General features: G+C 60.9%; 16 protein-coding genes. 7 read left to right on the top strand and 9 right to left on the bottom strand.

All coding sequences use genetic code 11. The features are described 5' to 3' along the window. Positions 1-48: 48 nt before the first annotated feature. Both AC1D2G_RS22225 and AC1D2G_RS22220 read right to left on the bottom strand, forming a co-directional pair. Entirely contained in the window at positions 49-708 is a 660-nt protein-coding gene (locus tag AC1D2G_RS22225; protein WP_477416645.1) for a response regulator transcription factor, read from the bottom strand. Positions 709-1,094: 386 nt separating this feature from the next. Then, the gene (locus tag AC1D2G_RS22220) at positions 1,095-1,484 is read right to left on the bottom strand and encodes a response regulator transcription factor (RefSeq protein ID WP_477299828.1); all 390 of its coding nucleotides are present in this window, start codon (positions 1,482-1,484) and stop codon (positions 1,095-1,097) included. A gap of 419 nt (positions 1,485-1,903) precedes the next feature. Here AC1D2G_RS22220 and AC1D2G_RS22215 point away from each other — a divergent pair, with 419 nt between their 5' ends. The 7 genes from AC1D2G_RS22215 to AC1D2G_RS22185 all read left to right on the top strand — a co-directional run bounded on the left by AC1D2G_RS22215 (position 1,904) and on the right by AC1D2G_RS22185 (position 12,325). Further along, entirely contained in the window at positions 1,904-2,980 is a 1,077-nt protein-coding gene (locus AC1D2G_RS22215; protein ID WP_477395796.1) for a helix-turn-helix transcriptional regulator, read from the top strand. A 99-nt stretch (positions 2,981-3,079) separates the two neighbouring features. Next, the gene (locus AC1D2G_RS22210) at positions 3,080-5,368 is read left to right on the top strand and encodes an FdhF/YdeP family oxidoreductase (protein WP_477416643.1); all 2,289 of its coding nucleotides are present in this window, start codon (positions 3,080-3,082) and stop codon (positions 5,366-5,368) included. 2 nt (positions 5,369-5,370) lie between these two features. Then, positions 5,371-5,958 carry a hypothetical protein gene (locus AC1D2G_RS22205; RefSeq protein WP_477395793.1) on the top strand — a complete coding sequence of 196 codons (588 nt, stop codon included), beginning with the start codon at positions 5,371-5,373 and terminating at the stop codon, positions 5,956-5,958. Positions 5,959-6,328: 370 nt separating this feature from the next. Next, entirely contained in the window at positions 6,329-7,057 is a 729-nt protein-coding gene (locus AC1D2G_RS22200) for an alpha/beta fold hydrolase (RefSeq protein ID WP_477416819.1), read from the top strand. Positions 7,058-7,403: 346 nt separating this feature from the next. Continuing rightward, a complete protein-coding gene (locus AC1D2G_RS22195; protein WP_477416641.1) occupies positions 7,404-10,577 on the top strand; it encodes an efflux RND transporter permease subunit in 3,174 nt (1,057 codons plus the stop codon). A gap of 122 nt (positions 10,578-10,699) precedes the next feature. Next, complete coding sequence (locus AC1D2G_RS22190) at positions 10,700-11,824, top strand: efflux RND transporter periplasmic adaptor subunit (protein ID WP_477416640.1); 1,125 nt, start codon at positions 10,700-10,702, stop codon at positions 11,822-11,824. Between the two features lie 267 nt (positions 11,825-12,091). Further along, entirely contained in the window at positions 12,092-12,325 is a 234-nt protein-coding gene (locus AC1D2G_RS22185; RefSeq protein ID WP_143748849.1) for a hypothetical protein, read from the top strand. A 164-nt stretch (positions 12,326-12,489) separates the two neighbouring features. Here the strand turns inward: AC1D2G_RS22185 and AC1D2G_RS22180 are convergent, their stop codons facing one another. The 7 genes from AC1D2G_RS22180 to AC1D2G_RS22150 all read right to left on the bottom strand — a co-directional run bounded on the left by AC1D2G_RS22180 (position 12,490) and on the right by AC1D2G_RS22150 (position 21,237). Further along, positions 12,490-13,272, bottom strand: coding sequence for a sensor histidine kinase (locus AC1D2G_RS22180; protein WP_477416638.1), 783 nt, complete (start codon positions 13,270-13,272; stop codon positions 12,490-12,492). Between the two features lie 499 nt (positions 13,273-13,771). Next, positions 13,772-16,642, bottom strand: a complete 2,871-nt coding sequence (locus AC1D2G_RS22175; protein WP_477416636.1) for an ATP-binding protein — start codon at positions 16,640-16,642, stop codon at positions 13,772-13,774. A 216-nt stretch (positions 16,643-16,858) separates the two neighbouring features. Then, entirely contained in the window at positions 16,859-17,233 is a 375-nt protein-coding gene (locus tag AC1D2G_RS22170; RefSeq protein ID WP_477416634.1) for a hypothetical protein, read from the bottom strand. A gap of 152 nt (positions 17,234-17,385) precedes the next feature. Beyond that, on the bottom strand, positions 17,386-18,123 hold the full coding sequence (locus AC1D2G_RS22165; protein ID WP_477299836.1) for a response regulator transcription factor: 738 nt from the start codon (positions 18,121-18,123) through the stop codon (positions 17,386-17,388). Positions 18,124-18,140: 17 nt separating this feature from the next. Next, positions 18,141-18,530 carry a response regulator gene (locus AC1D2G_RS22160; RefSeq protein ID WP_477228363.1) on the bottom strand — a complete coding sequence of 130 codons (390 nt, stop codon included), beginning with the start codon at positions 18,528-18,530 and terminating at the stop codon, positions 18,141-18,143. After that, positions 18,527-19,174 carry a response regulator transcription factor gene (locus AC1D2G_RS22155; RefSeq protein WP_477395783.1) on the bottom strand — a complete coding sequence of 216 codons (648 nt, stop codon included), beginning with the start codon at positions 19,172-19,174 and terminating at the stop codon, positions 18,527-18,529. Before AC1D2G_RS22155 ends, AC1D2G_RS22160 begins: the two co-directional genes overlap by 4 nt. After that, positions 19,171-21,237, bottom strand: a complete 2,067-nt coding sequence (locus AC1D2G_RS22150; RefSeq protein WP_477416632.1) for a PAS domain-containing sensor histidine kinase — start codon at positions 21,235-21,237, stop codon at positions 19,171-19,173. The genes AC1D2G_RS22155 and AC1D2G_RS22150 overlap by 4 nt, the downstream gene beginning before the upstream one ends. Between the last annotated feature and the right edge of the window lie 282 nt (positions 21,238-21,519).

Genomic DNA, 21,519 nt, shown 5'->3' with positions numbered 1-21,519 from the left:
CGGGATCGATAGATTTTCGCGCGATACCGGATGACGACTTTGCCATCGCTATTGATTTGCCCTTCGAAGGCCCAACCGTTCTGCAATCCGCACCAGGTCGGGCAAGGTTCGCACCGCCATCTTCCGCATGAGATGCCCGCGATGGATCTTGACCGTAATTTCGCTGAGGCCCATCTCGCCCGCGATCTGCTTGTTCATTAGGCCCTTGGTCACGAAGAACATGACTTCCTTTTCACGAGAGGTCAAAGTTTGGTACAGGGCTGATATCGTCGCCGCTTCCTGGTCGGATTCCCACCTTATGCGGTCGTTTTCGAGCGCGCCGAAGACCGCATCAAGCATGTCCTGGTCCCGGAACGGTTTGGTCAGAAAATCGATCGCTCCGGCTTTCATCGCGCGCACCGACATCGGAACATCCCCGTGTCCAGTCATGAAGACGACGGGCATTTGAATGTTCGACTTTGCAAGATGAGCCTGGAAATCGAGGCCGCTCACGCCGGGCAACCGGATATCGAGCACGAGGCAGCTTGGCGTTTCCGGCAGCTTGCCCTGCAGGAATTGGCTGGCGGAGGCGAACAGTTCGACATGCAGCCCCACGGATCTGAACAGCCCACTCAGCGCATCGCGCACAGCGTCGTCATCATCGATGACATAGACTGTCGGCGCAAAAGCGGTCGACGCGGTTTGGCTTGGATTGGAACCTGCTGTCACGATAGCAATCCGCTCTCACGATTCCTGCTCCGCACGGCCCAGGAATGGCACAACGCCATCTTAGCATATTAATTTGGCAACGAGCCCCGCCACTAGGCGAGACGTGGTCGCGACTGTCGGTAATGCCGAGGGGGCTGGGATGGCTTCCGCGCGCTACACCATCAATATCACCAATCCACCCATCGGCGCATGTGCGCTGATGTTTCTGCAGTCGCGCCCTCTTGTGCAGCGGGGCTAGGCAGGCGATCGCCGAAACCTGCCTGGAATTCAACCGCACAGGCTGGCGGCAATCTTCCCGGAACGAACGCAAAATTCCGATTTGGAACGCACGCGACTTCGGCTCCGAAAGCAATGGGGGTGGCAGCGCTCGGCTCACCACGAAGAGGTCATTCCGGCTTGATTTCGCGTGGCCAGTTCAGCGCATCTTCGATGCACCGAATCATGGCGGCGGCGTCAAAAGGCTTGTAGAAGAAGCCTGCCGCCCCTGCAGCGAGGGCGTTCTGCCTGGTCCGTTCGTCAGGATAGGCCGTGATAAGAATCACCGGAACGGTGTGGCCACGTGCCAGGAGCAACGTCTGCAGTTCCAACCCGTTCATTTCCGGCATCTGCACATCGGTAATGACACAGCAGGCGTCGGCGAGCCGTGGCGAACGCAAGAGTTCCTCGCCAGAGGCAAACAGGTTTGCGGCAAAGCCGCAGGAACGTATCAGATTCGCGGTGGACGTGCGGACCGCCTCGTCGTCGTCAACTATGGCAACCATCGGAATTTTCGACACATCGGTGTCCCCCGGAGACTGTGTCGCCCGGCGTCGCCCGGCGCGATCTCATCTCGGCGCCAGCATACGAACGTAGAGCCAAGACCGAAATCATACAGAGGTTTGACTAGCCTGAGGTTCGCAGGCAGCGATGCCGCGACCTGGCGACCGGTCGGAGAACCGTACGGCTACACAGCGGCGTCAACGTTCAACCGCACGGTGGGATCATTGTCGCACGGCACCGGCGACCTCCCTGCACAAGCTTGCCGACGTCGCCAGATGCGCCCAAGGCGCCGCCGCCAACAGTAGATACCATCGTATACGCAGCATAGCTGATGATATGATTCATTCAGACGGCCATTCAATGGAGCAGATTTCCCACCCGTGTACCTTGACCAGCAAGCAGAAGAAAATTCTGAAGCTAGAGGAGCACGGGCCCAATGCAGTTCCACTCATTGTCTGCATCCGAATATTACGATCGGCAACCGGGAGAAGATCGGCCCGTCCTTCCTCGACGCGACGGCATGGTCCGAGCGATGCATGTCGCCGGCCCGGCCCGAAAGCCTGAAGTCGGCTCGTCATTGTTCGACCCATTCGACGCCGGCAACGGCGCCTACCCGGTGGCGCCAGACTGCCGCATGATTTCGATCCCCCTCACTCATATGAATGTGGTTCTCTCGGTGTCCGCTGCAGCGATGCCGCAACCCCGTCGCGGCGGTCTAACGATGCATGCAAATGCGGCCGCAGACCCTGATCCTACGGCGGCGCCCAGTGGGGCCATGGCGCAATTTGCCCAAGCAGGCCAAAGCGCGATCGACGGTCTGAATGTTTTCCACGCGCCTCGGGACCTAGGCCTTGCCGAACTGGTCCCGGAGCGGCACTCCTCTGATCCGGTCGTCCAGCGTCTTTCCAGGGCGCTCGAGGCGGCCGAAGACAGCCATGATGGATTTGGCAACCTCTATGCCGATGCAGTCCGCCTTGCCATCGTAACCCGCTTGCTCACGCTGCGCTCAGATCCGCAGCCAGACCCGGATGAGCCGGCGGCACGCTCTACGGCCGCCCTGTCCAAATGGCGATGGAAGCGCGTCGTCGAATACGTCGATTCACATCTCGATGAGACGATTACGCTCGCCGACATGGCAGCAGTGGCGGGGCTCAGCCGAATGTATTTCGCCGCACAGTTCCGGGCGGCCACCGGCATTCGCCCGCATGAATTCCTGCTGCGGCGACGGATCGACCGTGCCAAGCAGATGCTCATCGAGACCGAGATGACCCTGGTCGACGTGGCGCTGAGTGTGGGCTTTCAGAACCAGGCCCATTTCACCACGGTCTTCGGACGTTTCGTTGGCGAGACACCCTATCGCTGGCGTTGCGGCAATCGCAGGGATGTTGCAGATCGCCCTTTCGACAGCGATCCCGTCGGTTGGCGCCACCCGCCACGTGGGTCGGACACGCGGCCCATTCAGCTGGCAGCTCTGGGAGAGTTGCCGCCCCGCAGCGCTGCCGTTGCAACATAGCCGACAGCGCTGGCGGCAGCACTGCGATGGAAAGATGTTGCTTGCCGGAAGGCTTGTTGCCCACACAGGATTCTTCAGCTCTTCGTGGAGGCGTCTCCAATGGCCAATGACATTCGTCCTTACAATGCCCCGGCCGGCGGATGGGGAGCGCTCAAGTCGCTAGGCGAACACCTTGTCGAGCAGGGAATCCCGATCAAGGGGGCGGCCACTCTGGGGCGCATGAACCAGCCGGAGGGATTTGATTGCCCCGGCTGCGCCTGGCCGGACCCCAAGCACACTTCATCCTTCGAATTTTGCGAGAACGGGGGCAAGGCGGTTGCCTGGGAAGCCACGGCGAAACGCTGCACGCCGGAGTTTTTCGCCGCCCATACCGTTGCCGAGCTTTCAAGCTGGAGCGATTTCGATCTCGAGATGGTCGGACGCCTGACCCATCCGATGGCCTACGATGCCGCATCCGACCATTACGTGCGGGTCGGTTGGGACGAGGCCTTTGCAACCATTGCCCGCCACCTCAACGGATTGCCGGATCCCAACATGGCCGAGTTCTACACATCCGGCCGTACCTCGAACGAGGCAGCGTTCCTCTACCAGCTCTTCGTGCGAGAGTTCGGCACCAACAATTTCCCCGATTGCTCAAACATGTGCCACGAGGCTACCAGCGTCGGCCTGCCGCACTCGCTCGGTGTCGGCAAGGGTACCTGCCTGCTTTCCGATTTTGACAAGACGGACTGCATCTTCATCTTTGGACAAAATCCGGGCACGAACAGCCCTCGCATGATGACGAGCCTGCGCAACGCCTCACGGCGCGGCGCAACCATCATGTCCTTCAATCCGTTCCGCGAGCGCGCACTGGAGCGCTTCCAGTCGCCCCAGAGCCCGGTCGAAATGGCAACGCTTACGTCGACACCGATAAGCGCCAAGCTCTATCAGGTGCGTGTCGGCGGCGACGTCGCGGTCGTCAAGGGGCTCATGAAATTCCTCATGGAAGCAGACGATGCGGCGCGCGCGGGCGAATTGCCGGCGATCCTCGACTGGGATTTCATCAAGGGCCATACGACGGGTATCGAGGCTCTCGCCGCCGACCTGCGGGCGACGCGATGGGACGACATCGTCTCTCAGTCAGGGCTCGCTCGCGAGGACATCGAATACGCCGCTCGCGCCTATATGCAGGCCGAACGAGCGATCATTGTCTATGGCATGGGCATCACGCAGCACCGGCGGGGTGCACAAAACGTGCAGCAGCTGGCCAATCTCGCGCTGCTGCGCGGTCATATCGGCCGCGAGGGCGCCGGACTTTGCCCGGTACGCGGCCATTCCAACGTCCAGGGCGATCGCACGGTCGGCATCACCGAAATGCCGACAAAGGAATTTCTCGATCGGCTTGAGCACCGCTTCGGCTTCAAGCCGCCGTCCGAACATGGCCACAATGTCGTGACTGCGCTGGAGGCCATCAAAGACGGCAAAGTGAAAGTGTTCTTCGCCATCGGCGGCAACTTCGTGTCAGCCATCCCGGACTGGGAGGTGACCCGCGCTGCCTTGCGCAAGCTCGACCTGACGGTCCAAGTGTCAACCAAGCTCAATCGCAGCCATCTGGTACACGGGCGCGACGCGCTGATCCTGCCTTGCCTCGGGCGCACCGAAATCGACGTCCAGGCAACGGGGCCGCAGTCGATCACGGTCGAGGATTCGATGTCGATGGTGCACGCGTCGGCGGGCCGCAATGTTCCGGCGTCGGAGCACCTGATGAGCGAACCTGCAATCGTCGCCGGCATTGCACGGGCGACGCTGGGTGCAGGTTCCGTCGTCGACTGGGAAAGCTTCACCGCCGACTACGACCTTGTCCGCGACGCGATCGAAGACGTGTTCCCGATCTTCCAGGGTTACAATGCCCGCATTCGCATCCCGGGCGGCTTCCATCTGACATCGAACGCGCGCGAACGCATCTGGGCGACAGTTTCCGGCAAGGCGAATTTCCTCGTCTTCGACGGCCTCGGCGAGGATCCGCCCCTGGACAGTCTCGACGCTCTATGGCTGACGACGGTGCGCAGCCATGATCAGTACAACACCACGATATATTCGATGTCCGACCGCTATCGCGGCGTCTTCGGTCAGCGCGACGTGATCTTCCTCAACGAACAGGAGATGGAAAGGCGTGGCCTCCAGGCCGACGACCGCGTCGACTTGATCACTCTGTCCACCGACGGCGTTGAACGCCGCCTGTCCAATTTTCGGATCGTCCCGTATGCCTTCCCGAATGGCAGCTGTGCGGCCTACTATCCCGAGGCAAACCCCCTCGTGCCGCTCTATGCGCACGATCCGATCAGTTTCACGCCCTCCTTCAAAGCAATTCCGATTCGCATTTCGCGGTCGCGTACCGAGGCGGTTTGATCATGGGTGAGGTCGAACTCGCGCGCCTTCATGACCAATGCCGATCCTATCCCTGGCGGCTAGACCGCGGCGATCTTCGGGCGGCGTCGCGCTGGGTCGCAGGCAAGTGGTCGGACGGGTTCGGTCGCGGCACCGAAGGCGCGAGCGGCAGTGTCGAACTGGAGCAGTTTGGGGTTCTGGAACCCTATCTTGCCGAAGCAATCGTGCTTGAGCGGGGAGCAGACTTCATGTTTGCGAGATGGGGCGCGGCGCTGGACGCGCTTTGTGGCGGGGACCGTGGTGGTCACAGGCTGTCTGCGCTCCCCCAACCCAGCCGCGGGCAGCTGCGCCGGCTGTGTGTGCGGGCCGCTGCGGAGCAGCTGCCGCAGGCAAGACAAGCGACCTGGGCGCTCGATGGACGGATTTGGCAGTGTGCGATGCTGGCGCTGCCGACGGCCGGCGACGAGCTTTCCGCCACGCGACTTCTCGTGGCCCTGCTCTTTGCCCCTCACTCAATGTTTGCCGCCCAGCCTCTTCCACGGGGCGAAGCGTTGCGTTGGAGGCGAAGCTCCCACGCACTCCGCGCACGCGCCATTCTGCCGAACTCCTGAGGCGCCCGTCCCCTCCTCCCGCGGGCGCCTGAACTGGCGGTGGGTCGCATTAGCGATCCGCCGCCCCTTTTTTGGTGACCTTTCGGTCGTTGCCGACGGCGGGCGCGCCCATCACATCGCCATCGGACCTGCCCGTTCGTGCGCGACGAGAAAGGCAGGGGCGTTTCTGAAAGACGCCGAACCGCGAAATCGGGATTGTCGCAACGAGCTGCCTCCGCAAACGCCTAGGCCACGGAGCCGGCCCGCAGGATTTGCTACCGCATCGCTGGCCCTCATCTTGGTCATCGGCGCATTCGATTGTTTGAAAAAGGGAAGGAAGAGACCCGTGCGCGAGATCGTCAATGCCATCGCAATTGCCCTCACTCTTGGCCTGTCGGGAGTCGCCGTGGCGGCTGACAATCCCACGCCCAAGCCCGCGCATACCGTGGCGCGCAACGTGGTGCTCGTGCACGGAGCGTGGGCCGACGGATCGAGCTGGGCCGAGGTGATCCCGCTCCTTCAGGCAGCCGGCCTCAGAGTAACCGCGGTGCAGAATCCGCTGACGTCGCTGGCAGACTCGGTCGCGGAGACGCGACGGGCGCTGGCGCTGCAGGATGGGCCAACCGTGCTCGTAGCGCATTCCTGGGCCGGCACCGTCATCAGCGAAGCGGGGACTGATCCCAAGGTTACATCGCTGGTCTATGTGGCTGCACGAGCACCGGATGCCGGTGAGGACTTCGTCGCTCTTTCCGCAAAGTTTCCCGCAGGACCCGTTCGAGCCGGCATCCAGGTGAATGATGGCTTCACCAGATTGTCCGAAGAGTCATTCCTGAAATACTTCGCGAACGGTGTCGCGCCCCGGCAAGCCAAGATACTGTATGCGGTCCAGGAGCCCACCGCTGCGACCATCTTCGGCGGACGAACCACAGAGGCTGCATGGCATTCCAAGCCATCGTTCTACGCGGTGTCGAAGCAGGACAAGACGATCAACCCTGATCTCGAACGGTTCCTCGCCAAACGCATGCACGCGACGACGGTGGAGATCGATGCGGGCCACCTGTCGCTGGTTTCCCATCCCAAGGAGGTCGCCGACCTCATTCTGGCTGCGGCGGGCCGATGACATTGGATTTGCCCCGGCGAAGCTATGCGGACGGGCCTGACGGCCTGGGCGGGCCGTCCCGGCGACGGCCCGCCCGCCGCGCGCAGCATCCACATGCTGCTCGCAATGGTCTCGCCCACTGCACTGATGTTGCCCAAACCAGCCCGCCATCGGGCGCCCGGCGATGAGCTTGGCGACGTCACCGGGCAACGCTCGGCGCCGACGCCTTTTGGGCGCAAGGACCGGACATTCGAGGCAATGGGCGCAAAGTCATTTCGGAGACACTGAAAGAAAATCCGGCAATACGGCGACGTTCATCGCTCGAGCCGTTCCGACTAACGTTGCCAGGAAGGTCATCGGCTGAGGCATGGGTATCGTTCGGTTCGCGTTGCGATTTCCGCACACGTTCTATGTGCTGGCTGCCTTGATTCTCTTTCTCGGCGGCGTCGCAAGTCGCGAGATGCGGTTGGACGTCTTTCCGGAAATCAACATTCCGGTGGTGACTGTAATCTGGAGCTATGGCGGCCTCAGCACGCCGGAGATGGAACAGCGTGTCACCACGTACAGCCAGTATGCGATCAGCTCCAACGTCAATGGCATCAAGAACATCGAGGCGCAGACCTTAGGGGGGCTGTCGGTCCAGAAGATCTATTTTCAACAGGATGTGAATCTCGATCTCGCGATCGCGCAGATCGTTTCGGCCACAAACGCCATTCGTGCCCTCCTGCCGCCGGGTATCCAGGCACCGCTCGTGGTGCAGTTCAATGCCTCAAGCGTGCCGGTCCTGCAGATCAGCCTGAGCTCGGACACCCTCAACGAACAGCAGCTCTACGACTACGGCATCTATCGGATCCGCCAGCAGCTGGCCCCGATCCCGGGCGTCACCCTGCCAACACCCGCGGGCGGAAAATATCGCCAGATCATGGTCGACCTCGACCCGTCGAAGCTCCTGGCCAAGGGTCTGACACCGCTCGACGTCGTCAACGCGGTCAACGCCCAGAACCTGACCTTGCCGTCGGGCACGGCCAAGATCGGCAACACACAGTATGTCGTGCGCACCAACGCCACGCCAGCAACCATCGATGAGCTCAACGATATTCCGATCAAGGTCGTGAATGGCGCTACGGTGTTCGTCAAGGATGTCGGCCAAGTCCATGACGGATGGCTCGTTCAGCAGAACATCGTTCGCGAGAACGGCCGGCATTCCGTGCTGCTCAGCATCATCAAGAACGGCAATGCCTCGACGCTGGAGGTGGTCAATGCCGTTCGGGATGCCTTGAAGACGGCGCGCGCCGCGGCGCCTCCCGGCATGGAAATCAAAGAGCTCTTCGACCAGTCGGTGTTCGTCAAGCAATCGATCGCCGGCGTGCTGCGGGAGGGCGTGATCGCGGCCGCACTCACCGCTCTGATGATCCTGCTGTTTCTGGGATCGTGGCGATCGACGCTGGTCGTCATGATCTCGATCCCGCTGGCGATCCTGTCGTCGGTCGTGGCGCTGTATTTCCTGGGCGAAACGCTCAATACGATGACGCTGGGGGGCCTGGCGCTGGCGATTGGCATCCTCGTCGACGATTCGACGGTGACGCTCGAGAACACCCATCGCCTGCTCACCGAGGAAAGACAGACGCTGCCGCAGGCGACGCTGCATGGAGCCGCCGGTATCGCCGTGCCGACCCTGGTGTCGACGCTGGCCATAAGCTGCGTGTTCACATCAGTGGTCTTTCTGGAAGGTCCGGCAAAATATCTGTTCACGCCGCTCGGTCTTGCCGTGGTGTTCGCGATGCTCGCATCCTATGGCCTTTCGCGAACGCTCACTCCGATCACCATCGGATTGCTGCTCAAAAGCGAACGCCACGGCGCCCCGACGGGCTGGTTCGGCAGGTTTCACACCAGGTTCGAACGTGGTTTCGAGACCATGCGCCTGCACTATGCCGAGTTGCTGGCCGTACTCCTCAGGCGGCGGTTCATCGTTCCCGTCATTGCAGCCCTGGTGCTCGCGTTGGGCGCTTTGCTGACGATGCTCGTCGGTCGCGATTTCTTTCCCGCGATCGACGGCGGCCAGATCCAACTCCATGTTCGGGCTCCCGCCGGAACCCGGATCGAGGAGACGGAAAAGATATTCCAGGCTGTCGAGGACAAGATCCGCGAGATCGTTCCTGATCGCGACCTCCAGCTTGTCGTCGACAACATCGGTCTGCCGGCGCGTTCCTACAATTTGGCGTTCACGGATGGATCGACCATCGGCGTGAATGACGGTGTGATCCAGGTCGCATTGAAAGACGGCCACGCGCCGACTGCCGACTATGTGCGCAAGCTGCGCACGGCGCTGCCAAGCGCCTTTCCAGACGTTCTGTTCTACTTCCAGTCGGCCGACATCGTCACGCAGATCCTCAATTTTGGACTGCCGGCGCAGATCGATGTCCGTACGGTCGGCTATGACCGCGTCACCAATCTGCGGGTTGCATCGGAGTTGCGGCGCCGCATCGCCGCCATTCCCGGCGTGGTCGACGCACACCTGCAGCAGGAAGTCGACGCGCCGGCGTTCTATGCCGATATCGATCGCACGCGGGCGGCGCAGCTCGGCCTCAATGCCAGCACGATCGCCAACAACATCAATGTGAGCCTGAGTTCCTCCGAGCAGGTGTCGCCTAACTTCTGGACCGACCCGACCACGGGCATTCCCTACTACCTCGCCGTTCAGACACCGGAAAACAAGATCGCGTCATTGAACGATCTCGGCAACACGCCTGTGTCCTCAACCATCAACACCGCCGGCGCACAGGTTCCCGGGCAACTCAGCAACGTCGCGACGTTCAAGCGCGACAGTCTCCCGACAAACGCCAACCAGGCGAACGTCCAGCCAGTCTACGAAGTCTATGCAAGCGTCCAGGGTCGCGATCTGGGAGGTGTCTCCAGCCAGATCAGCACGATCGTCGCCGACCTGCAGAAGCAGCTTTCGCCCGGAAACACCATCCAGGTCATAGGGCAGATCCAGAGCATGAACGATGCCTTCTGGGATCTCGGCATCGGCATCCTGTTCGCCGCCGTGTTCGTCTATCTGCTGATGGTCGTGAACTATCAGAACTTCGGCGACCCCTTCGTCGTCATCCTTGGCTTGCCGGCGACCTTTTGCGGCATCGTGACGATGTTGTTCATCACGGGCACCACGCTCAACGTGCCCTCACTGATGGGTGCGATCATGGCGGTCGGGGTTGCTTCGGCCAATTCCATCCTGCTCGTGACCTTTGCCCGGGACCAGCAGTTGGCAGGCAAGTCCGCGTTCGACGCGGCGATCGACGCCGGTCATACCCGGATCAGACCTGTGCTTATGACCGCGGCCGCGATGATCGTCGGCATGGTTCCCATGGCGATCGGCGGAGCGGGCGAAGAGCAGAATGCCGCTCTGGCGCGCGCGGTCATCGGAGGACTTTTATTTGCAACGCCCACGACGCTCCTCGTCGTGCCGTACCTGTTCGCGATGCTGCGTAGCGGACAGGACGGCAAGACGGCTCACGGCGTCTTCGAAGAGGAAATCGCATGAAACCGAGGCACCGTTTGGATCAGGACGACGACACGGTGATGGATGATGCAATGAAGCGGCCGCCGCGCCGAGGCGGAGGCCGGCTGCTTGCGTTGGGCGCGCTCGCTCTGCTGATGACGGGATTGGCCTATGGCGCCCAAGGGTACTATTCGCGCAACCAGGAACTCGCGGCTTCGGCCAAACAGGCGCGTGACTTCATTCCGCTGGTGCGTGTTGCGGCGGTAAGGCCGAGCGACGACATCGTGAAAGTCAGTCTGCCCGCCACCACAACTGCCTTCGACGTCGCCGACATCTTCGCGCGAGCCAGCGGCTATATCGAGACGCGCGAGGCCGATATCGGGGACAAGGTCAAGAAGGGACAGTTGCTAGCCAAGATTGCCGTGCCGGAACTCGATGACCAGATTTTGCAGGCCCAGGCAACCTTGGGACAGTTCAAGGCGGCGCTGCAACAAGCACAAGCCAATCTCGATCTCGCCAAGGTGACGTGGCAACGAGACAAACCCCTGGTGGACCAAGGCTGGATCACCAAGGAACAGGGTACGATCGACGTCCAAACCCTCAAGGCACAGGAGGCGGCTGTCGGCGTTGCGCAGGCCAACGTGAATGCGCAGCAGGACCAGTTGCGCGTTCTCGACCAGCAACAGGCCTACCAGCAGGTGGTCGCCCCGTTCGACGGCGTCATCACTCAACGCAACGTCGATATCGGCAGCCTGGTGCAGGCCGACACGACCAACAGCACTTTCCTGTTCGCCATCATGCAGGGGGATGTGATCCGTGCCCAGGTCTTCGTCCCCCAGGACCAGGCCTTTGGACTGACCCCGGGGGTCAAGGCCGTGCTCCAGGTCCCCGAAATCCCCAGCCGTTCCTTCCCCGGCACGGTGACGCGGATTGCCGATGCGCTGGCACCGGGCACACGGACCTTGCTGACCGAAATCGACATTCCGAACCCTGACGGTGTTCTCACGCCCGGCACCTATTGTACTGTCGAGCTCCAGATCCCGCGCAAGACACCCAGCTTTTCCGTGTCCGCAGATGCGATCATCTTCAACGCGGATGGTTTGCAGGTTGCCGTGGTCGAGAACGGCATTGCGCATATCCGGAAAATATCGGTGGCGCGCGATCTCGGAACGGAGGTCGAGGTCCGTGACGGCGTCAAACAGGGCGACCTTGTGATCCTGAATCCGCCGGTCGAACTTGCCGAGGGCAGCAAGGTGCAGATCAGCCCTGCAGCCGTCGGGCCAGCTTAGTTCAGTTCCGGACGCCCGGGGTGCAAATGAAGCCCATTTCCCCCTTGGTGCCGTACATGCATCGCGAATTGGCGGTCCATACTATGTCATACATCGATGATACCTTGATATACTACATATTACTTCCACCACTTGCTAGTTAAGTAATGCAGGACGAGAACGGAAGCGGCGAGATCAACTTCGCAACCCGAAAGTTCCCGAGTGCCTGTGGCTCGGAATGCGCGGTGAACAAATCGCCGCCATCCTCATCGAAAAGGATATCTAATCATGCGTTCTATCCCTCTGAAGGCGGTGCTTGCCGCGATGATCGTCACCGTTCCGCTCACCGGGGCCTTTGCCGCCTCGTCGCACGGGGGAGACCGCGATAGCGGTCGCGACCGTGGCGATCACAGCAGCAATTACAGCGACTTCTCCCAGAATGGGTGGTTTGACGGCATCCATTCGTTCAAGGCCCATCCGGCTGCAGGCAAGGACTTCCTCCAGCAGCTCAAGGGTGAATGAGAGTATCCACCGTCTCGCCGCAGCCCCGCCGTCTCTCAGGAGCGGCGGGGGTCTGCGGTGTGAAGCCTTATGGACATGTCACAGGCGCGCCGCCTGTCGATCAAGGTAGGCATGTTGCTCGAGGCAGGCATGTTTTCGACTTCTCATGCCGCCGAAAGAGATCATCATAATGGAGCGCCGCGAAAAAGCCCTTCGACCTGGCGGTTCGTTCGCATCGTCCGCCGGCATCGACTCGATCCGACTGAGTTTGGCTCAGCTGTCTTTGGGATGACGAATTGGAAAATGCTGCCATGCGGAACATCGGGTGTGGCCCAGAGCCGACCGCCGTGGGCTGCGACGATAGAGCGGCATATCCACAGCCCCAATCCCATGCCCTCGCGCTTGGTCGTAAACAGGGGATCGAAGATGCGATCGATAAGTGCTGGATCGAGCCCTGTGCCCGAGTCCCCGACTGCAACCATCACATCGCCATTCTTGTCGAGTTGGGTGACGATGCGCAGCTTTCGCTGCCGGTCCTGCACCATGCTCATCGCCTCGATGCCGTTCGCGACGAGGTTGGCGACGACCCGCTCCAGCTGACCCCGATCGCCCCTGATCGGCTCCAGGTTCTCAGCGAGTTCCACCTCGACCGCGATGCGATGATGGCGCAGATCGAGGCTCACGAGATTGAGGAGACCTCTGATCAAGTCGTTGATGTCGAGGTTGTTGGGTACGGGCGGGGATTTTCGAGCAAGGTCCCGAACGCCTCTGACGACGTCGGCGGCGCGAAGGCTGTTGCCGATAATCCGTTCAATGGCCCGTTTCACCTCATCGAGATTCGCCGGGTCTCTCGACAACCACCGCAAGGCGGTTTCCGCGTTTGTCAGTATTGCGGTAAGCGGCTGATTCACTTCATGCGCAATGCACACCGCGCGCTCGCCTATCGTTGTCGATTGGGTGCTAAACATAAGGTGCGGGCTCCTGCGCCAAGAGGGTTCGATTTGGTCGTGGGCGGTACCTGGTGCATGTCGCCTAAAAGCGGCCCCGGTTTTGGGGCAACGACATGCATAAAAACAAAGACTTAAAGCGCATCGCCTGAATCCGTTTCAATGCGACGCGCCTTAGGGCTGTGGGCGATCGATCCGCCTGAGCTTGCGAACGGGCGCGCGCCAAAACTATTGTGCTGCCGGGGAGGAAATGGTCCGGAGCGTTCGGTGTGATGAAGCCACGCGAATGTCCCAATTCTGACTCCCTCCAGCGTGGCGATTGTCTGGTACTCCATGCCATGGAACTATCCGCTCTATGAGCTGTGAGGCGAGTTCAGCGTTGCAAATAGCTGTAAATATTCGCGCCCAAGACAGGCCGTGAATAAGCCCATGCGTGGGGCATCGCTCCAGGCTCCAGGCGCCTGGCGCGAGCATGAAAGAGCCATGGGGTTGGAAGCGGACCGCGACTGGCTTGCTCAGCTCAGCTGGTCGAGCTCAGTTCGTCGAGAAGTCGGCGAGCGGCAACCAGATCTTGGGTTCCAAATCCCTCTTTGAACCGCTGATAGATGTGTTCGAGCATGGAGCGGGCGTCCCCGCTCCGGCCGTGTTCCCCCCACATGCGTGCCAGAGGAATTGCAGCTTTCAACTCCCAACCCAGGGCGGATTGCTTGCGCGCACGATCGATCGAGCGGAGCAGCGAGCCCTCTGCTGCAGGAAGGTCCGGTCTCGGCTGCGTCAGCAGGATTTCGCCTCGGGCGCGCAGCAAGTCGGGCAACCACAGTATCTCGCCGACTTGCTCCGCATGCTCCACAGCCTCGTCTATAGTGGCCAGCGCTTCCTCCGGTCGACCGGAAAGGGCCAGGCCCTCGGCCAAGGCACGCGATGCCGGCAACGTCACGATGCGGTACCGATTGGCATCCATCGCTTTCAGTCCTGCCCGCAAGATTTCGACGCCCGATGCCGCCTCGCCGCGCGCGACCATGAATTCACCCTTCAGCGCGAGGCCAACGGCGTGATAGGGAGCAAGGGAGTATTTGATAGCCTGCTCGATTACGATTTCGGTATGCTCTTCCGCTGCTTTAAAATCGCCACTCCAGTGGAGAACAGGGATGAGATAGATGAGAGCAATGCAATATGAGACCGGGTGATCGTAGCCCTGCGCAGTCCTGATTCCCTGACGTGCGACTTTGCAACCCTGATCCGCGAAGCCGCACAGCCATAAAGACCTGGCCAGCGTTGCGAGCCCTGACACATGGTGGTCGTGGCCAAAGAAGCTCACCCTCCCCAGCTTGAAATCTGACGCAAGCGCCATGCCTTGTTTGCAGTGACGCAGCGCGGCCGCCTGATTGCCGGTCAAATGATATGATCCACCCAACATCCATTCGGTCATTGCGTTTTCGGTCGGGCCTCCGCTCGCCTTGGCAACGGTGTCGCTTCGTTTGGCGGCTGCCAACGCGCCGCTGAAGTCGCCCTGGCGCGTGAGAAAAATGTAGAGTCCAGAAAGCAATTGGAGTTGGCGCCCTCCATCCCGCAAAGCCTCGCAGAGGTCCAGGCCTCGCTCGATGCCGGCCCTGACTTCCAAGCTGTTGCCGCGGGCGTACATGGATGACATCGCCAGAGCCCCCTGGAGCTCCAGTTCCAGTTGCATCCCGTGATCCGTCTCGTGCAGCGCGCCCAGTGCTCGCCGGCACCATTGTTGACACTCATCCAGCAGTGAAAGCCCCAGGAATAACGCAGCCCCATGCGCAGCCAGCTCAATGGCGATGGAACGGTCGCCCGAGCTGGAAAAACTCCACGCGAGCGCTTTGCGGACATTGCCGATGTGCGGAGCGTAGGCGGCTACGTTGTGGCCATCAAAAGCTGACCCTTTGGCCATGCCTTGCGCCAGAAGGCCGACGAAGTGGCAAGCGTGACGTCTTTCGGCGGCTTCTGCCTCCCCGCCTTCCGCGAGCTTGGCCGCGGCATAGGCGCGTGTTGTGTCCAGGAGCCGGTAGTAAGCAGGCCCGCTTGTCGACAATATCCCCATGAGAGACTTGTCGATCAGGCTGGCGATCGTGTTGGTGACCATTTGCGTCTCGCCACCGGCATCCCCGGCGACTGCATGCGCCGCCGCCAGCGTGAATTGGCCAACGAACACGGACAGCCTGCAGAGGGTTCTCTGCTCATCCGCCGACAGTAGCCTGAAGCTCCAGTCGAGCATGGCCTGCAGCGTCTGATGCCGGGGCAACGCGCTGCGCCTGCCCTGCAAGAACAGCCCGGCGCCGCTGTCCAGGAGATCGGCGGTTCCTTGAATACCATGGGTGCCCACACGACTGGCAACCAACTCGATCGCCAGAGCAATTCCATCGAGCCGGCGGCAGATATTCGCAACGATTGGAGCTTCGGTGTCGCTGAGCTCGGCACGGTGCCCGCTCGATCCCGCCCGCTCCATGAAAAGCTGGACGGCGGGCGAAGCCAGCGCCTGAACGGCAGATGGCGTGTCGTTAGGCGGACTGTCGAGATGCATCAGCAAATGCACATACTCGCCCTCAACGCGCAACGACTCGCGACTGGTCGTCAACAAGTGCAGCGACGGCACTGCGCGAAAGAGGCGTTCGCACAGCGGCGCAGCCGTCTCGATCACATGTTCGCAATTGTCAAGAACGACAAGGGTCCGCTTATCGGCCAGGAAGGCGCTTATGTACAGCTCGGGGTCGGGCCCCTGAACAAAGCAGCCGAGTGCCGACGCGACGGCAGCGGGAACGTCTGCTGGAGCGGTGAGCGAACCGAGATCAACGAAGCAAACCGCATCGTCGCCTAATTCCCGACGCAGCGCGTGGCCGACCGCGACGGCGACAGTCGTCTTTCCTATTCCGCCTGGCCCGACCACACTGACGAAGCGTCGCGACAACAGCAGCGAGGAAAGGGTGGCGACGGTCTCGTCCCGTCCGACCAGCAGTTGCAAGGGCGCCGGGAGACTCGGAGGCAGCACGGGACCGGCAGGAGCGACAATCAGGTCGGTGCCGTCCGCGTTTGAGCGCCGAACCGGTGCAACGAAAGTGTAGCCCCGGCCGGGAACATTGACGATGTATCGAGACCCGTCTTTGCCGTCTGCCAGCACTCTGCGAATGGCGGCGATGTGCACACGAAGATTGGCTTCCTCGACGAAGACGCCCGGCCAAACGAGATCGATCAGTTCTCGCCCGCTCACGATCTCCCCCGCTCGGTCGGTCAACGCAATCAGAACGTCAAGCGCGCGGCCGCCAATAGCGACCGGTGTGCCATCCTTGACCAGCAATCGCTCAGCCCCGATCAAGCGGTACGAGCCGAAAGACAGGATTTCGCCGATCCCTAATTCACCGCCACTTGCCATGACAGTCGTCCTGGGCGCTGCCAGCCTCATGCTCGAAGATCCGGGCGATCTTCTTTGCATCTTTTTGCGACCTTTAACTCGCCGGGACCGGCGCTCCGGGATCATATTGGGCCGTGTCCGAAAGACGTGGCGAAACGGAGGCGCCAGCGCATCTTGGTGCCGTGCTCTGCGCGAAGCGAAGAAACCGCAATTCTCTCGGGGGCAGCATGTGCAATGTCATTGTGCCTGGTTCCTTGTTGATGGACTCCATTCGAGGCTGAAAGGCGCGACCGGCGGCAAGGGATCTTGCTCCGGCACGTCTGCATTGGACCGATCCTGTCGCTGGCAGGTCCACTTTCTGACGATGTCTTCGGCGGAAGTATAGGCATTGAGCTTGCCGCGATCGACAAGGATCATGGCAGCGGTCGCGAAAATCGATGTCGATATCGAGAAAATACGGAAAAGCGCGTCCTCCGCGGCCCTGCCCAGCGGAGACGCTTCACTGGCTGAGCCGGAGCAGCGAACGCCGTTTCGGTCACCCACCAAGCCGAAAACGAAGGGCAAATCTCCTTCGGCCACGCTCCAGTCGAGAATGTCCTGCAACATCGACACGGATGATACCGCTCCCAGCCCCCCCTCTATTGCGATCGGGCAGAATGTCTTTCTGCGCGCTGCCGCGGAGAGAAGCGCAAGGATAAAGGAAGCGTGTCCGAGCCTCCATTCTGGCTTGGTACAGTTTCGTATTCGTTCGGCGGGTTGGACCACTACTTAGGTCTATCCAAAATAGCCCTGAGGCTAGTTGTGGGAGCAGGTGCCGAGCGCAGCAACTCGGCCATTCTGACCAAATCGGCCAGGGACTGCGCGCCCATCCTTCTCATGACTTGAGCACGATAAATCTTAACCGTGGATTCTACCACGCCAATCCTTCCAGCAACCTGCTTGTTCATCAATCCTGCTGTCACCAGATCCATCACCTCGCGTTCGCGCTCGCTCAGCGTCTGAAATCGGGTGAACGTCTCGATCGCCCGCCGATTGCTATCGAGGCGCATGCCGTCCAGCTCGATGGCCCTTGTGACGGCATCCAGCATTTCCTGTTCGCGAAACGGCTTCGTCAGAAAGTCGACTGCACCAGCCTTCATGGCTCTCACCGCCATCGGCACGTCGGCGTGGCCGGTCATGAATATGATTGGTATACGGACGCCGGCTGCGACAAGGCGAGCCTGAAAGTCGAGACCGCTGATGCCGGGCATACGAATGTCCAGCACGAAGCAGCTCGCAAGGTCGGGCAGTTCCATGTTCAACAGCTCGGTCGGAGACGAGAAGGCCTGGCTCTGCAAACCGACGGATTCCAACAAGTCGACCAGCCCTTCGCGCATCGCAACATCGTCTTCGACGATGAAGACGAATGCATTTTGGGTAGTCCCAGCATAGATGGGGGCAGCCACAGGACGGGCATATGACTGCGTCGGCTCCAGCAGCAGGCGTTCATAATCTCTGGTCATTAGATCACTTGTCATCATTACTCCCCTTGCGATGAGGCCAAAACGGCCAGGGCGACCGCCGCAAGCAATGCTGAAGCATCGAAGGGCTTTCGAAAGAACCCATGATGACCTTCAGCAGCCGCGCGCCTTTGGTCTGCGGCTTCATGGCGCGCCGTTATGAAAATGACGGGCAAGTCGGGGCGCACAATTCGCGCACGCCGGCGAAGCTCGAAGCCGTCGACAACTGGCATGCCGATATCGGCAATCAGGCAATCTATCCTGCGCAACTCGTCGCGTTCGAGGAAAGACTGAGGGGATGAGAACAGACGCACCGAGTGCCCCGCCGACTCCAGGAGATCCTCGATCGACTCGAGGACCCGAACGTCGTCATCGACAACCGCGATCGTTGATTTCCGTACAGTTTTCATTTCGAAGATGTTCCTGCGCGCCGAGAATGAGTTACTGGTACTTGCAGCCTTTGGGCGATCCTCACGAGATCGGCCAGCGATGCTGCCTGCATCTTGTGCATGATCTTGCCGCGGTGGATTTGCAGCGTCACCTCACTGATCCCAAGTTCGGCAGCTGCCTGCTTGTTGAGCAGACCGCTGACGACCAGCGGCAGAACCTGGCGTTCGCGGGAGGTCAAGGAGGATAGGCGGCGCTGTAGCGCCACAAGCTCGGCCCGCTCCAGGCGGACGCCGCAATCCCGATCGATCGCCGTGTGGATGGACTTCATCAACTCGGTTTCGCTGAACGGCTTGGTGAGGAAGTCCACGGCGCCGCGCTGGATGGCGCGTACAGAAGATGGAATGTCGCCGTGTCCGGTGATGAAGACGATAGGCGGATGTTGCTCGTGGCCGGTCTGTTTCTGGAATTCCAGCCCGTTGATGTCCGGCAGTTCGACATCGAGGATCAGGCAACCGGGCAGGTCCGGCCGGGGAAAAGCTAGATATTCGGCAATCGAGTTGAAGGCAACGGAAGCCAGGCCTCTTGCCGCCAGAAGGTCGCACAGCGCCACGCATATGCGCTTGTCGTCATCAACGATGAAAATGATACAGTCGTCCTGGGTCATGCCGCATCGCCCGATTGGATCGGCAGCGTAAACGAGAACACCGTTCCCCTTGGCTCGATGCTCTCTGCCCAAAGCCGGCCGTCGTGTGATTCCAGGATCGAGCGACAGATTGCTAGGCCCATACCCATCCCCTCCGCCTTCGTGGTGAAGAACGGTTCGAAAATTCGTTCTGGTTCGGCAATTCCGTCGCCGTTGTCGCGGACGTCGACCAGGATCGCGTTCTCCCCATAGCGACGTGATCCAAACTTCAGTGATTTCGACACGTCGGTTGTCGACTTCATTGCCTCGATCCCGTTGCGGACCAGATTGACCAGCACCTGCTGCATCTGCACGCGGTCGGCGAGCACCAGCGGCAGCGCCGGATCGAGATCCGTCCCAACGAAGATGTCCTGCGAGACTATTTCGTCGAACAAAAGCTGACGCACCTCGCCGATCACCTCGTTGAGATTGATTGAAGTTCTGGACGAGGCGGTCTGTGTGAAGAGTGCTCGTATTCGGCTGACGACCTCGGCCGCGGCCATGGAATCGCGAACGATTCGCTCCGCGGTAATGCGTGCCCGCTGCAGGTTTGGAGGATCCGCCGACAGCCAGCGTTGGCAGGCATGACTGTCGGTGATGACAGCCGCCAAGGGCTGATTGATCTCATGCGCGATCGAGGCCGACAGCTCGGCGAGGCTCGCAAGCTGCGAAGCGCGCGAAAGCTTGTCCTGGGTCGCACGAACGGCGTCATGTGCTCTCATCTCGTCATCGATGTCGATGATGACGCCGTACCATTTCACGATGCGGCCATCGTCGTCCCGTAGTGGCATGGCGCGATTATCAACCCAGCGATAGACGCCATCGCCCCGGCGGTTGCGGTACCGCATGGCGAAAGGCTCCCCGGTCTTCAATGAGTGCATCAGGTTTCTCTTCACAGCCTCCAAGTCGTCGGGATGCATAAGGCGTCCAAGTGCCCCATCCAGCCTGGAACCCTCCTTGGGCTGACTGGGGTCGATCTTGCGGCCGTAGTAGGTTTCCAACTGCTTGTTGATGTAGGCTGGTTCGCCCTCGGGAGTGACGGACCAGACGAGCGTCGGTATTGTGTCGATAAGTTGCTGGAGTTCATACTGTCTGGCTCGCAATGCCTCCTCGGTCCGCTTGCGATCGTCGATGTCGGTGTTGCTCCCGAACCACTGGACCACAGTGCCGGAGGCATCGCGCACTGGCTCGCCTTGGAAAAGGAACCAGCGGTACTGGCCATCGAAGCGGCGTAGCCGGGCCTCGATCTCGCCCGGCGCACCAGTTGCCAGGAGAGATCGCCAGTATTCGACAAGCCGGTCCCGATCGTCCGGATGTATGGCGGCAGTCCAACCCCAGCCGGCTGCCTGCTCCTGAGACAGCGCCGTGTATTCGTGCCATCTCCGGCTCAGGAATTGGGTGGAACCGTCTGGGCGGGCGGACCAGACCAGTGTCGGAAGGGTGTCGATCAGCCGCTGGAGCTGGAACTCTCTGGCCTCCAAAGCCTGTTCCACTTTCTTCAAGTCATCGATATCGAGCAGGACACCATACCACCCGATGAACTTGCCGTTCCGATCGAACCGGGGCCGAGCCGCGACACGGAACCAGCGATAAGTCCCATCGTGGCGACGAAGCCGGCATGCGCCATGGAATTCCTGGCCATTCTCCAGGCATTGCGACATGAGGCCTGCAGTTCGGTCGAAGTCCTCCGGATGAATAACCTGCCGGCAAGGGAGATTGCTGGTGTCGACGGTGCCGAGATAGGCCCGAAGGCTCGTGCTCACCTCGGTTAACCGGCCTTCCGTGTCGACGATCCATGCCGGTCCGGGAATGCTCTCCAAGAACTCATGCGCGTCATACCCAGTGCGATCCAACGCACCCTGCCCTTGCGGCCCTTGAATGAGAAAGCCGGTCAAGATCGCAGTCGCGGCGAGGAGGGTCAAACTCACGTAAATATTGGGTCCGGCGGTCTCAACCAATTCGCTGGACAGCCAGAATACCGACAAGCCGGCGCCGGAAATGGCTATTGTCGAGCCATACTTCCGCAGCGGCGGCTTTGCTTTCATTTTTGGACACCTCCGGACGCAGCTACTGCTGCCGCGTAAATCGGCATCAGGACCTCGCCCTGCCAGAAGACGACACGATCGGTCCCCCGAGATATCGGACTTCTACCACACTATATCAGAACAGCATGCCACCCAGGCATAATGGAAAGATGTGATAGACGGCCGGTCGCCCGCCGCTGCCGTAACACCAGGGGTGATAACCGCAAGGAAGGGCCAGCCGCCGCAAAGCAGACAAAGCCGTCCACAAACCAGCGGGTATGCTGCTGTCGAACGCGATGGAAG

It is taken from the genome of Mesorhizobium sp. P2_C7 (assembly GCF_056404515.1).
This window is presented reverse-complemented; position numbering and strand designations above follow the sequence as displayed.